Origin of the sequence: Vibrio sp. HI00D65, assembly GCF_001635455.1 — a bacterium.
Classification (GTDB): Bacteria; Pseudomonadota; Gammaproteobacteria; order Enterobacterales; family Vibrionaceae; genus Vibrio.
In genome coordinates this window covers 71,421-83,993 of record NZ_LWEH01000364.1, presented here as the reverse complement: position 1 = coordinate 83,993, position 12,573 = coordinate 71,421, and the positions used below count along the sequence as shown (strand labels likewise).

The 12,573-nt window shown below is 40.2% G+C and carries 10 protein-coding genes and 1 pseudogene; 4 read left to right on the top strand and 7 right to left on the bottom strand.

The features are described 5' to 3' along the window. Positions 1-106 precede the first annotated feature (106 nt). From A3712_RS20275 to A3712_RS20265, 3 genes are all read right to left on the bottom strand, one after another. Entirely contained in the window at positions 107-787 is a 681-nt protein-coding gene (locus A3712_RS20275) for a ChrR family anti-sigma-E factor (protein ID WP_063524801.1), read from the bottom strand. Continuing rightward, a complete protein-coding gene (locus A3712_RS20270; RefSeq protein WP_063524800.1) occupies positions 780-1,427 on the bottom strand; it encodes a sigma-70 family RNA polymerase sigma factor in 648 nt (215 codons plus the stop codon). The genes A3712_RS20275 and A3712_RS20270 overlap by 8 nt, the downstream gene beginning before the upstream one ends. Positions 1,428-1,537: 110 nt before the next feature. Continuing rightward, positions 1,538-2,158 (bottom strand): LON peptidase substrate-binding domain-containing protein, encoded by a 621-nt coding sequence (locus tag A3712_RS20265; RefSeq protein WP_063524799.1) that lies wholly within the window; start codon positions 2,156-2,158, stop codon positions 1,538-1,540. A gap of 295 nt (positions 2,159-2,453) precedes the next feature. Here A3712_RS20265 and A3712_RS20260 point away from each other — a divergent pair. The 3 genes and pseudogenes from A3712_RS20260 to gltS all read left to right on the top strand — a co-directional run bounded on the left by A3712_RS20260 (position 2,454) and on the right by gltS (position 4,821). Further along, positions 2,454-2,794, top strand: a pseudogene (locus A3712_RS20260) (tautomerase family protein). Between the two features lie 127 nt (positions 2,795-2,921). Next, positions 2,922-3,278 carry a YibL family ribosome-associated protein gene (locus A3712_RS20255; RefSeq protein ID WP_004737001.1) on the top strand — a complete coding sequence of 119 codons (357 nt, stop codon included), beginning with the start codon at positions 2,922-2,924 and terminating at the stop codon, positions 3,276-3,278. Positions 3,279-3,594: 316 nt separating this feature from the next. Beyond that, positions 3,595-4,821 (top strand): sodium/glutamate symporter, encoded by a 1,227-nt coding sequence (gene gltS, locus A3712_RS20250; RefSeq protein ID WP_063524798.1) that lies wholly within the window; start codon positions 3,595-3,597, stop codon positions 4,819-4,821. Positions 4,822-5,388: 567 nt separating this feature from the next. Here the strand turns inward: gltS and A3712_RS20245 are convergent. The 4 genes from A3712_RS20245 to A3712_RS20230 form a co-directional block, all read right to left on the bottom strand. Continuing rightward, positions 5,389-6,303: a patatin-like phospholipase family protein gene (locus A3712_RS20245; protein ID WP_063524797.1), complete on the bottom strand. Its 915-nt coding sequence runs from the start codon at positions 6,301-6,303 to the stop codon at positions 5,389-5,391. 337 nt (positions 6,304-6,640) lie between these two features. Continuing rightward, entirely contained in the window at positions 6,641-7,774 is a 1,134-nt protein-coding gene (gene cfa / locus A3712_RS20240) for a cyclopropane fatty acyl phospholipid synthase (RefSeq protein ID WP_063524796.1), read from the bottom strand. 424 nt (positions 7,775-8,198) lie between these two features. Next, positions 8,199-8,855 (bottom strand): nitroreductase family protein, encoded by a 657-nt coding sequence (locus A3712_RS20235; RefSeq protein ID WP_063524795.1) that lies wholly within the window; start codon positions 8,853-8,855, stop codon positions 8,199-8,201. 324 nt (positions 8,856-9,179) lie between these two features. Then, positions 9,180-10,046 (bottom strand): hypothetical protein, encoded by an 867-nt coding sequence (locus tag A3712_RS20230; protein ID WP_063524794.1) that lies wholly within the window; start codon positions 10,044-10,046, stop codon positions 9,180-9,182. A gap of 559 nt (positions 10,047-10,605) precedes the next feature. On the opposite strand from A3712_RS20230, the gene A3712_RS20225 reads away from it, so the two are divergent. Then, positions 10,606-12,498, top strand: coding sequence for a PTS mannitol transporter subunit IICBA (locus A3712_RS20225; protein WP_063524793.1), 1,893 nt, complete (start codon positions 10,606-10,608; stop codon positions 12,496-12,498). The last annotated feature ends 75 nt before the right edge of the window (positions 12,499-12,573 follow it).

Below are 12,573 nucleotides of genomic sequence, written 5' to 3'. Positions count from 1 at the left end.
CATTGCTCATTTTATCTCTTGTCATGTCGGCTGATGCTTATCCCACATTAATTTAGTCGTTTTTAAGTTTATTTCCTAGACGACTTTAAAAGTTCTGTAATGTAAATTAATAAATGTATTTACCTAGAGGGTTGAACAGTTGGCTCACCCCTTTGGTGAAGTATAAGGCATCACTTGACACTGTCAGGCACACACACCCTTCTTTAGTTGCTGGCTGATGGGTATGATGGCCATCTAACCAAATGAAATCGCCTTTGTTGTAGACACCCATCTCATCTTCGAAACTGCCTTCTAACAATAGAGTAATCTCGAAGCCCTTGTGTGTGTGGCAAGGTACTTGTCCATCCTTATCGATGTGCAACAAACTAGTGTGGTGTGCGTCGTCTTCAAAATCGAGTCGTGCTCGAGATATCTTCCCTAGGTTCATCCAGTCCCTTCTCGCGATTGAACTCAAAGCTCGTGGAATAGTGAAAGTAGTATCAGCGACTGTCACTTGCTCGGCTTTCGATTCCACCTCGATTGACTGCGCCAAATCTGCAGTGATCCGATCAATCACATCAAAATCGAAATCTATGTCGTTGGCAAGGAAGCCGGATTGTTCGTTTGTTGTTGCTGTTTGCTGCTCATCAAACACGCTGTCTGCTACGCTAGCTGTTAGCTGCTGTACCTTTGCCTGACAATGTTCACACAGTTCTACATGGCTAGACACAATTAGAGAAACCGAGTCAGCAAGCGTGCCATCAACGAAGTTTTTCAATATTGCATCGTTTGGATGATGTTTAATCATGGCTTTGTTCTCCCATGTGAACCTTGAGTTTGGCTAGCGCGAGTCTTAAACGGGATTTCACGGTTCCGAGTGGGACGCCGAGTTGCTGAGCAAGTTGCTCTTGTGACAACTCTTGAAAGTAAACACCTTTCACTATGGTTTTCTGAGCTAAAGGAAGCTTCTCGATTTGAGTCATAACATGTCGGCTCATAAGATGATCGCCAAAAGGCAAATCTTCGTTTTGAGTCTCAGCCACCATAGCGTCTAATGGCCAAATGTCGTCGGCTATCGTTTGCTCGGCTTTCGATTTTACTTTACGAAGCATATCGAAAGCTGCATTTCGCATTACTGTGTAGACCCAGGTGGTCGCCGCACCTTTATCTTCATTGTAGAGGTGTGCTTTCTTCCAAACGTTAGTCATTGTGTCTTGTACCAACTCGTTAGCGGCAGCTTCGCCGCCAAGTTTGCTGATTCCAAAACGTTTGATTTTGGGTGCAAAGAACTTAAACAAACAGGTGAATGCCTGCTTGTCTCGGTTTTCTCCCACTGAAATCAACCAGCTTGAGAGCTCTGTAGGTACCTTGTTTACACTCGGTAATTTGTTGTCGGGAATGATGACATGCTCCTTGCCCTTCCCTTTACTTCTGCTTTCCACTTGCATAGTCAGTAACCATCATGCGAATTTGAGTAGTACTACGTGCAAAGCTTTAGTCGGGATCACTTTTGTTTAAATTAATTTTTACTATACAAAATTATAGTGAAAAAAAGTGTTCACTGCCCCGTAATGATTTGATTCAAAAAAGGAACTAGCGAAGGGAAACTCGCAGGTTCTGTAAATTCAGATTTCTTTTCTAATGGAATCGGCATCATCTCGAGCAATCGTGCACAAATCCACTGCGGGCTATCAAAATCAGGGGTCGGGTAGAGCGTTCTAATTGAGTCGTGGTCGCGAAATAGCTGCACTAGAAATGCAGTAAAGACACTGGGCACATCATAATCGAGTGCAGGCCAATGGGGTAAGTCACGGAATTGACTTTTAATTAGGCCATCACTTTGGCGATACGAGGAGTGCAACTGCACCAAGTTTTGCCCTTCTACATCGATCTCTAACAACTGTTCATCCGACATGTTGAAGTCGACAATCGATACCTTGGTTCCCCACGTACTCAGACTTTCGGACTTTGTGTTGTCTTGCGTCGCGATAATGAAACCATCACCTTTAGCAGCGTGCGCCACCATGGTGAGATATTTTTGTTCGAAGATTCTTAGCCTTTGTCTTCCTCCTGGTAAAAGAAAGATGGGTAGAGGGAACACAGCAAGATCTAGAGAAGACTCTACGGGGTGGTCTGGATTGGTTTTTGTCCGTGTGATCTTCCCAGTTGAATTCGGCACATAGCACTCCTTGGTTCAAAGATGATTTAACAGGGTATACGGACTGTTTATGAGGTTCGATCAATCTAGGTCAAGAGGTGGTTGTTTATTAATCAAAGTTGTTTGGTAAACCAGCTGCGATAGAAGAGTATGGTTTTTGTTGCACTTGTTCATAAATTCATAAATTCATAGTTCAACTCTTCTTTAGTCGATGTCATTAGGTGGTATGTGGATAAATAGTAAGTGAGCAGGAAGGGTAGATAGCTGCATCTTTCTAACTTTCTTGTTTACTTAACATCACATCGAAGGACTGGTCATGATTGTTATTTATAGTATTAAAGAGTGCTTAAATAGTGAGATGGGTTGCCAGATGACAAGCGTGCACATCGTTTTGTGTCGTTGGAACGAGATGACTTCTTTTATTTAGAAGGTCGAACGCAGGCCTATACCGCTATTGAGAATAATATGATGGAGGGACGCGCTGTTAACACCAAAAAGCGCTTAATTAAGAAGATATTTTCTGCGATTGAAAAGCAGCTCTCTATCTCTCCGATCGATATTGAAATCACCATTAAAGAGCAGCCTTCGCATTGTTGGGGTTTCCGAGGAATGACTGACGATGAAGCACAAGATTTGAAGTACAAAGTAAACGTCTAGGTCTTGTCTGACGCTTCATTATGCACTCCCAAAGGCTATTTATCAGATAAATTTCGGCTCAGGTAAACCCTTGTGCTATACTCCGCGCCCCAATCCGAATTGGTTTGCTTAATCTTAGGAAATTATTATGAGTGCTAAAAACGAACTTCAACAAATTAACAACCGTTTAGACAAGTGTCGCCATAAGTTAGCGGCAGCTAAAGCTCGTAATGATCGTCCTGTTGTTCGTCAATTTGAAGATGAAATCAAAAAGCTAACAAAGAAGATTGCCCAGCTTAAGCACAAGCAAAGCTATGATGTGAATCAAGAACGTAAGTCATTGCTTGATATGCCATTTAGCCGCGAAATTACTAAAGCTGAGCAAGCGGATATGGGTAAACTGAAAAAGTCTGTAAAAGGATTAGTTGTTGTTCACCCAATGACGAAGATTGGTAAAGAGCTTCGTCTTGAGGTTATGACGGGTTATGCCCCTAAAAAATTCTAATTACCAGCGATGGTAATAAAAGAGGAGCTAGCAATAGCTCCTTTTTGCTTTTTTAGGGATTAAGAAAGGGTTAAATCGACGATCGCATTGGCGATAAGATAGACAGATAGGTGTTGATTTGGGTCACAAAACCTCTGATCGCCTACTAAAGTTAACGTGTTACCAACATGACACTTAGCTGACACGCTAGTGTGTTCGGTTTTCTAATCCAACAATTTCTCATCAATTTGCATAAATATAGGCTGAGCAAGACAAATACTTACAGATAAAACTAGACTCATTAGGGAAGATGAGAACGTAAAACAATAGAGGTTATATGAATCAATTAATTTCAATAGGGCCACTAGAATCTTTCTTAATCGCGATCAGCGTTTTGTTTCTAGGTCATTTTGTAAACGCAAAGCTACCGATTCTCAAAAAGTACAATATCCCAGAGCCCATTGTGGGCGGCTTAATTGTTGCTTTTGCGATTACAGGTCTGCATTTTAACAGCGTTGACCTAGAGTTCTCCCTACCTTTACAGAACACATTCATGCTGATGTTCTTTGCGACCGTAGGTCTTGCTGCTAACTACACACAGTTAATGAAAGGCGGTGCGAAGGTATTCTTGTTTCTGGGCGTCGCTTCGGTGTACATCATCATCCAAAATGGTGTGGGTGTGACGTTAGCTACCGCGCTTGGTCTTGAACCGTTGATGGGCTTGATTGCAGGTTCTATTACGCTATCTGGTGGTCACGGTACGGGTGCAGCTTGGTCGCAAACCTTTTCTGATACTTATGGCATTGCCAATACGCTAGAAATCGCGATGGCTTCGGCCACCTTTGGTTTGATCATTGGCGGTATCATTGGTAGCCCGGTGGCACAAAAGCTGATCGATAAAAACAATCTTGAATCAGAGTACGGCACGGGTACACAAACGCACGAGCGTTTCCCTGAGCTGGTGACGTATAACGAGTATGAAGAAGACAAAGTGACAGCCAAGAAGGTGATTGAAGTATTGTTCATTCTCCTTGTCTGTATCACAGGTGCGAAATACCTAGAGCAGTGGGTAGCGACTTTCGAAATTTCTTGGTTGATGATTCCTGACTTTGTTTACGCTTTGTTTATCGGTGTATTCATCACTAATGTGTTTGAAGTGACGAAGCTGCATAAAACCGACAGCGAAACCGTTGATATTCTGGGTACTGTGTCATTGTCTCTATTCTTGGCGATGGCGTTAATGAGCCTCAAGCTGTGGAATATTTTCGACCTTGCGATCCCATTCTTGGTGATCTTAAGTGTTCAATCGGTGGTACTTGGTCTGTTCTCTTACTTTGTGACATTTAAAGTGATGGGTTCAAACTACGACGCAGCGGTTATGTCGGGTGGTCACTGTGGTTTCGGCCTAGGCGCAACACCTACAGCGGTAATGAACATGGGCTCCTTGGTAAACCGTTATGGTCCATCACCACAGGCGTTCATGGTGGTGCCAATCGTAGGCGCATTCTTCATTGATATCGTTAACCTGATTATACTGCAAGGTTACATCTCGTTTATCGGTTAATGTAAACACTTCGCTTAACGCATAAAAAAGCCAGTCTATTGACTGGCTTTTTTTGTCTTGTAAGGCATGTTCTCTTATTTTTTAACTTCCCAAGCTTAGTCTAGAAGCTGCGTAGCAATATTGGCCAATCAGCATTTGAAATAAACATCAGAGAAATATTCTCTAAATAGCCGGCAAACAAGAAAGTATCTTTTCAGGAAAATCCGCTAGGACAACATGGAGTCTGGTAGAATTAAAATTATCTGATACTTTGAAAAATCTATGTAACTGTCCATATAATTTTCACACGATCGAAAATCTTGTTAACAAAAACATCATTTTCCGAATCAACAGAACTCGTGGTTAGTTTTTAAGATCTGAAGGTAGAAGGTAAGTGATTTTTAAAAATAAGGCACTAAAGTCTCTCATAAAATGCATCGCATCTAGGTCGCAGCAGGCTCTCAATTTTAGATTAAATCTCGTAGCGAATAAGCTGACATCTGGTAATCTATAAGCATCTGTAATTTATGTATGCTTTAACACTCTAACAAAATCAGAAGGTTATCAGGAACGAAATGGAAAACTTGATTATTTTAAGTGGTTATAATATTGTAAAAAGTACTTCCCTAGTTTACGTCCATGTTCATAGTCAGAATGTAAAGATAATAAATCACTGCCTACTAAATTAGCATTTAATTTCTTACTTGGGTGAATTTCATATATAACAGCATCATCTGGTGGATCATTAATAAATTTTTCATTTCTTTCATAGTTTCTTTCATGAATTAGTAACATGTCGATTAATGCAGCTACTTTTGTTTTTGAAAGACACTTTTTAGCAACTTTAAGCCATTGGTGAGATGAGTAAGTCCCCTTGGGGTTAGTGCGAATCACAACAAGATTCTTAAAACCTCGATTATAAGCTTCTTCAACCGGGATCGGTGCGCTTAAACCACCATCGACCCAATACTTTTGATTAAAATAAACTGGGTGACGATTTAGTAGTGGTATTGAGCAAGAAGCTTTTAGACTATCCTCCCAGGAGCCTAGACTTAGATCGAAGAATTCAGCCTTATCCTCGTAAAGGCAAGAAGCGCAGGCAAGAACTTTCTTGTATTTCATATTCTTTTTACCTGTATCCCAATCAAGTTTCAAATTGCTTTTTGTCTCCTCGATCAACCAATCTAGATTCATTGCTCCTTTATTTGAAAATAGGTTGTAATAGTTAAAAAAATGTTTTTTTGTGGTAACTTCAGTAATTACACGATAAGCGTGTTGTCGTTGGTTGCAAATATAAGACGCTAAATTTAAAGATCCTGCAGATGCTCCAATTAAAAGAGAAAATGGATTAAAATTATTCTCCATAAAAACGTCTAGTACTCCTGCTGTAAAAACTCCTCTTTGACCTCCCCCTTCAGTAATAAGTGCTAAGCTTGATAAATCATTCACTTTATGAAAAGGCTCAATACTGCTTCTGCAGATGGAAACGTTAACTCCTGACATATTTCACCATTTATCTTAACTAAAGATTAATTTTCAACTTCTATAGGTGATAACTAGGCATGATAACCATATATAAAAATTTATTAGTTAAATTTTATAATGCACCTGCCGGATTACTTATAAGTATTTCCATATTGTAACCCGGAGATTTTGTTAATTATTTTTAATTTTTTAATCTAGAATCCTAAAATAACCTTTAAATTTTACCTATTCATTTATTTTCTCTTTGGATTTAAAATGCAAAGAGACATTCAATGTGGTATGAAAAAATTCACCGAGTCTGAATAAGGAAATTTTGATTAATATAAAAGATTAGATATAAGTAAGGTATATTTTATCAACTAGAACGAGCTGTTGTAGGTAATGCTCTGCCATTTTTAGTTAGAGATATTTGTATCAAATTCAAATCACGATTCCTAAATGCACCAGCGCAGCTAAGTAAATAATATCGCCACATCCTATAAAACATATCGCTATATTTATCTGATATTCTATGCCAATTTTTCTCAAAGTTTTCACACCAAGATAATAGTGTTTTATCATAATCCGGACCAAAGTTATGGATATCTTCAATATTCATCTTTCCTTCTAAAGCAAGGCTTAATTGAGATATGGATGGGATAACTCCATTTGGGAATATATATTTATTAATCCATGGATCTGTTTTATTTACTGATATTGGACTACTTATGGTATGTAATAAAAATAAACCATCATCTTTCATCAGTTCACATACACATTTAAAAAACTCATCATAGTTTTCAGGCCCGACGTGCTCTATCATACCAATTGAAACAACTTTGTCGTATTTATCATCCACTTCATATTCACGATAATCTTGCAAAATTATATTTACGTCTAATCCTTTTTCATTAGCAATTTGTTTCCCTAATTTCATTTGCTCTTGAGATAATGTTAAGCCATCGCAGATTACACCATAATTTTCTGCAGCATAGTTTATAAAACTTGCCCATCCACAGCCAATATCAAGTAATCTTTCACCTGGCTTTAAATCTAATTTCCGACATATGAGATCCATCTTTTTTTCTTGAGCTTGGTCTAGGTTTTCAGCTCCATCCCAGTATGCACAAGTGTAAGTTAAACGCTTGTCTAGCATATTTTCATAAAGATCATTACCAATATCATAATGAAAAGGGACATCTTTTTTAACACGATTTATAGATTGCATGTTAAGTATATTTTTCATGCCGATATTTGCTGATATTTTTAGTATGTCTTTTTTTGATAGATGGCGTTCAATATCATATTTCAATAATTTACTAACTAGTATATCAATTCTATTGCAATCCCAAAGATTATTCATATAACCTTCGCCAAAAGCAATCTTCCCTTTTTTTAAAAGGTCTTCATATATCTTATCATTATTTATTTTTATATCCCATTCATTGCTTCCATTGACTTCGATTCCAGCATCTTTAAGAATTTTATTAATTATTTCTTTGCTTGACATATTAGACCTTTATTGATGAGGATAGTTATTTGTTAGATTAAATATTAAATTATTTATATTTCTAACTAATATCAATATAGGGACAATTAAAGTCATTATTACGACAAGATAATGGTTTGCATGATTTTTTATCCTTATATTATGTGGCTTTGATACTAAATTGATCGCACTAAATCCAAAGTATACTCTCTGATCAGCTACATTCAGGTCATTGATAGTTTCAAATGCGCAAGTTGGCTAGGGTGATTACTTAAAGTTTCTAAGTAATGCTGATAGAGGGATAATTTTGTTATGGAGTAGTGAACAGAGGCTATGATTTCAGGTTCGGTCTTCTTGCTCACATGAATAGAGCAAAATTTTTAGTAATGTTGTTAGGCCAGACGAAAGTCTGGCCTAATAAGCTGTGCAATTTATTTGTTAGTTTTTAAAGCGTGGTCACGATTTGATCAAGAGCTAGACGCGCTTTTGGTTTACCGTGGTTGTAGTCTTCGCCGTCTTTGTGGTAGCCGATAGCCAGTGCTACATCAACAACGTGACCTTCTAGCTCGTCAGCAAACTCTTCGTTGATCATCGCTGCGTCTACGCCTTCCATAGGCGTTGAAGCGATACCAAGACGAGCAAGTGTGTGCAGTGTGTTACCCAGTGCAATGTACACTTGAGACTTAGTCCAGTTACCGTTGAAACCTGTTTCGTCGGTGTTCATTTCTGCGAATGCGTAAGCACCTAAGAATTGCTCGTACATTTCAGCTGGTAGGTGACCAGAGCTTACTTCTGTATCTGCGCGTTTCGCGAATTTCTCTTTAGTGTATTTAGGATCGTGAGCAAACAGGATTGTGTGTGACGCTTCTTTCGCATGTGGCTGGTTAAACTGGAACATGTTCTCGAAAGTATTGTGGAAGCGCTGTTTTGCTTCGTCGCTCTCAATGATGATGAATTTCCAAGGCTGAGAGTTGATAGAAGAAGCTGACAAACGAAGTGCTTCTTTGATTACTTCCATGTCTTCCGCAGAGATGCGTTTTTCTGCATCGTATTTTTTAGTTGTGTAACGAGTGTTTAGATCGGTAATGATTGGATGAGTCATGTTAAATCCTAATATCTATCAATAATAAATGTTGTAGGGTGTTATGTTCGCTAACGTCAACAATAAACGGATAACGCATTTGCGCTTTGTCTCTAATATCATCGGTCTTTAATAGAGCGGGTCTCTAAGAAACAGGCGCTGAAATGGTCATCGAACATGCCCCAATAAATCGAGTATCTGCTGTAGCTCAAGTTGATGGAGACAAGATAATAGAAGATTATCTTGGGAAAAATAGCGAATATATCAAATCACTATGGTAAATAAGGTCCATAATGATTCGATAAGTGTGATCTTAGTAGGTTTGAATTGTCTAGATTCAGTCGTTTAGTACGCCTTGATGCCATACTGGCGCAATAATGGTGGAAGGACGCTGTCTAGGTTTGGGATATCTTCCGGTGTGATTTCGATTAAGCCAAAACCATGCTCGGTATAGATTTTTCTCGTCGCTTCACGTTTTTCCTCGGCGATTGGCGCAGAGTCGGTTCCCCAGAATTGAATGTAGACTTTGCCGCTTGGAAGATAAAAGTCACTGATCACTTCTTTCGCCATTGGCAGTGGACGCTCGTACGCATGTACAACACCCGCCATATATAGCCAGTTGTCGATGATTAGCTCTCCTTTTGAACGCACATAGTGCCCATCCAAGGTCCTATGCTTGGCCTCGAACTTCTGGCGGAAGCTAGAAAATGACACATCCGTTGAATGGCTTTCTGCATCGTGCCCTAGGAATTCAACAACTGATTGCTTCAAACGTTTATTGCGGACTAATGAATCGTGCCACACCACGAATAGGTTTTGTGTGGTTTTATCTTCTCTCTGCTCACCACCGGCCTTTAAACCTGTCGAGGTGACGTGCCAACCGTCTTCTTCTCTTGTTATCCAACCAAGTTCATTGAGCAAGAGGTTAATTTTCTTTGCGCTGAGCTTGAAGGCACTCCCAAGTTGAGTTGCGGTTAGTGTTTGCCCTGAGAAGGTATCCAAGTCGATAAGTAGCTTCTCTGGCCAGACAATGAAGACACCAAACTTTTTGTGTTCCACATACTCCCCACCAAAGCTTTCCCCTCGTTCGGTCAGCACCCACCGATCCTGTGAACGTACGATATAGCCGGCCGTTTTTAAGTCACTGAATAGAATTTTAGCTTCTATATTTCTCTGTTTAGCGAGAGCTGATGTGGAGATCTTGTCTGACATAGTCTTCTCTTAAGTCGTTATTGGGCTACTGGATAACATTGGGGTAGGCGTTACTAGAATAACACATCTATTTTAAGCAATTTCGCTCCTTCATTGTTCATGTATTTTGATGTTTAGGGGCTGGGAAAATCAGAATTTTGAAAAACAGGCATTAATCTGATTTGTAATTAAATTACAAAATTACAAGGTGGATTCATCTGGGTGCATAGAAAACGCACTTGGAATGGCGTTCTTTCATACATGGTTTATAGTTCTTAAGGTGTGTCTTTTATTAAGTGTGATCTTTGTCGCTAATTATTTTTGGTGGTTGGATTTGTAAGTGTGATCTAGATCTTGTATGAATGAGATTTATTATCGTTAATTTTGCTTTGTAATTTTAATTCATGGTGTTTTTGTGATCTAAATCGTTCTCGGTAACCCCTAAGTGTTTTTTGTGTGTGATTGCTGTCACGAAAATTGGCTTGAGGTGCATTTTGTAAATGTTGTGATACATTTCAATCAATTTTTGAGCACACATTTTCGGTCATTTGACCAACCAATACACTACGGGGTTCTACCTATGTTATCACCAGAAGCGAAGATCAAGGTTCAAAACTTTGGTCGTTTCTTATCCAATATGGTAATGCCAAACATCGGCGCATTCATTGCGTGGGGTTTCATTACAGCACTATTCATCCCAACAGGTTGGTGGCCTAACGAAACGTTAGCATCAATGGTTGGTCCTATGATCACTTACTTGCTGCCATTATTGATTGGTTACACCGGTGGTAAGATGGTTGGTGGTGACCGCGGCGCGGTAGTAGGTGCCATCACAACAATGGGTGTTATCGTTGGTACTGACATCCCTATGTTTATGGGTGCAATGATTGTTGGTCCACTAGGTGGTATCGCAATCAAGAAATTCGATGAAGCTGTTCACGGTAAAGTGAAGAGTGGTTTCGAAATGCTAGTGAACAACTTCTCTGCGGGTATCATCGGCATGATCTGTGCGATCATTGCGTTCATCGTGATTGGTCCTGCGGTTAAGATTCTGTCTGGCGGACTTGCGGCTGGTGTAAACGCAATGGTAGAAGCGGGTGCACTACCTCTAGCATCTATCTTTGTTGAACCGGCGAAAATTCTATTCCTAAATAACGCAATCAACCATGGTATCTTCTCTCCACTAGGTATTCAGCAGTCTGAAGAGATCGGCCGTTCTATCTTCTTCCTAATTGAAGCGAACCCAGGTCCTGGTCTAGGTCTACTACTTGCTTACATGGTATTTGGTAAAGGCAGCGCGAAACAATCTGCTGCGGGTGCATCTATCATCCACTTCCTAGGTGGTATCCACGAAATTTACTTCCCATACGTTCTTATGAACCCACGTCTAATCCTTGCGGTAATCGCAGGTGGTATGGCTGGTGTATTCACTAACGTAATGTTCAGCTCTGGCCTAATCTCTCCAGCGTCTCCTGGTTCTATCTTCGCGATTCTGTTGATGACACCAAAAGGCTCTTACATCGGCGTGATTCTATCGGTTATCGCAGCAACGGCAGTATCGTTTGTTGTAGCGTCAATCCTTCTTAAAACATCAGCGCAAGATGATGAGGAAGATTCACTAGAGAAAGCATCAGCACAAATGAAAGACATGAAAGCGTCTTCTAAAGGTGCAGCAACGGGTGCAGACATCAACCTAGCTGACGTGAAAGCAGTATACGTAGCATGTGATGCGGGTATGGGTTCAAGTGCAATGGGTGCAGGTCTACTTCGTAAGAAAGTAGATGCAGCGGGCCTAAATATCACGGTAACTAACTACGCAATCAATAACCTACCAGCTGATTCACAAATTGTTATTACGCATAAAGATTTAACAGACCGTGCACGTAAAACCATTCCTGGTGCAATGCACATGTCTCTGAACAACTTCTTAGATGGCGCAGTATACGACAACCTAGTAGCAGAACTTGTTGAAGCACAAAGTGGTGAAGCGAAGGTAGAAGCTCCGGCTCCTGCAGCAGCACCAGCTCAAGAAGGCAACAAGCTTGCACTGACTAATGACAGCATCTTCCTTGGCCTTAAAGCGACTCAGAAAGAAGACGCAATCAAGTTTGCTGGCGACCAATTAGTGAAACTTGGCAACGTATCTCCAGAGTACGTAGATGGCATGTTTGCTCGTGAAGAGCTTGTATCTACTTACCTAGGCGAGTCTATCGCAGTACCACACGGCACAATTGAAGCGAAGCAATACGTACAAAAAACCGGCATCGTGTTCTGTCAGTACCCTGAAGGTATTCAGTGGGGCGAAGGTGAAGATGATATGGCGAAGATGGTTATCGGTATTGCCGCTGAAGGCGATGAGCACAACATGGTGCTGATGGCTATTACCAATTCACTTGATGATGAAGACGCTGTGGAATGCCTACAGAACACAACAAACCCTGCTGATGTTCTACGTATTCTTAGCGGAAACTAAAAAGCTCTAGTCAAGCTCCTAAGTGAAGGAGGCCGGTATCCCCCTACTGGCCTCATTTTCGGTCTAAATCTGTCT

Coding starts and splice junctions, on each gene's coding strand:
- A3712_RS20245 (WP_063524797.1), bottom strand. CDS start 6,303: ATGTCAGGAGTTAACGTTTCCATCTGCAGAAGCAGTATTGAGCCTTTT.
- gltS (WP_063524798.1), top strand. CDS start 3,595: ATGAATCAATTAATTTCAATAGGGCCACTAGAATCTTTCTTAATCGCG.
- A3712_RS20275 (WP_063524801.1), bottom strand. CDS start 787: ATGATTAAACATCATCCAAACGATGCAATATTGAAAAACTTCGTTGAT.
- A3712_RS20225 (WP_063524793.1), top strand. CDS start 10,606: ATGTTATCACCAGAAGCGAAGATCAAGGTTCAAAACTTTGGTCGTTTC.
- cfa (WP_063524796.1), bottom strand. CDS start 7,774: ATGTCAAGCAAAGAAATAATTAATAAAATTCTTAAAGATGCTGGAATC.
- A3712_RS20230 (WP_063524794.1), bottom strand. CDS start 10,046: ATGTCAGACAAGATCTCCACATCAGCTCTCGCTAAACAGAGAAATATA.
- A3712_RS20235 (WP_063524795.1), bottom strand. CDS start 8,855: ATGACTCATCCAATCATTACCGATCTAAACACTCGTTACACAACTAAA.
- A3712_RS20255 (WP_004737001.1), top strand. CDS start 2,922: ATGAGTGCTAAAAACGAACTTCAACAAATTAACAACCGTTTAGACAAG.
- A3712_RS20270 (WP_063524800.1), bottom strand. CDS start 1,427: ATGCAAGTGGAAAGCAGAAGTAAAGGGAAGGGCAAGGAGCATGTCATC.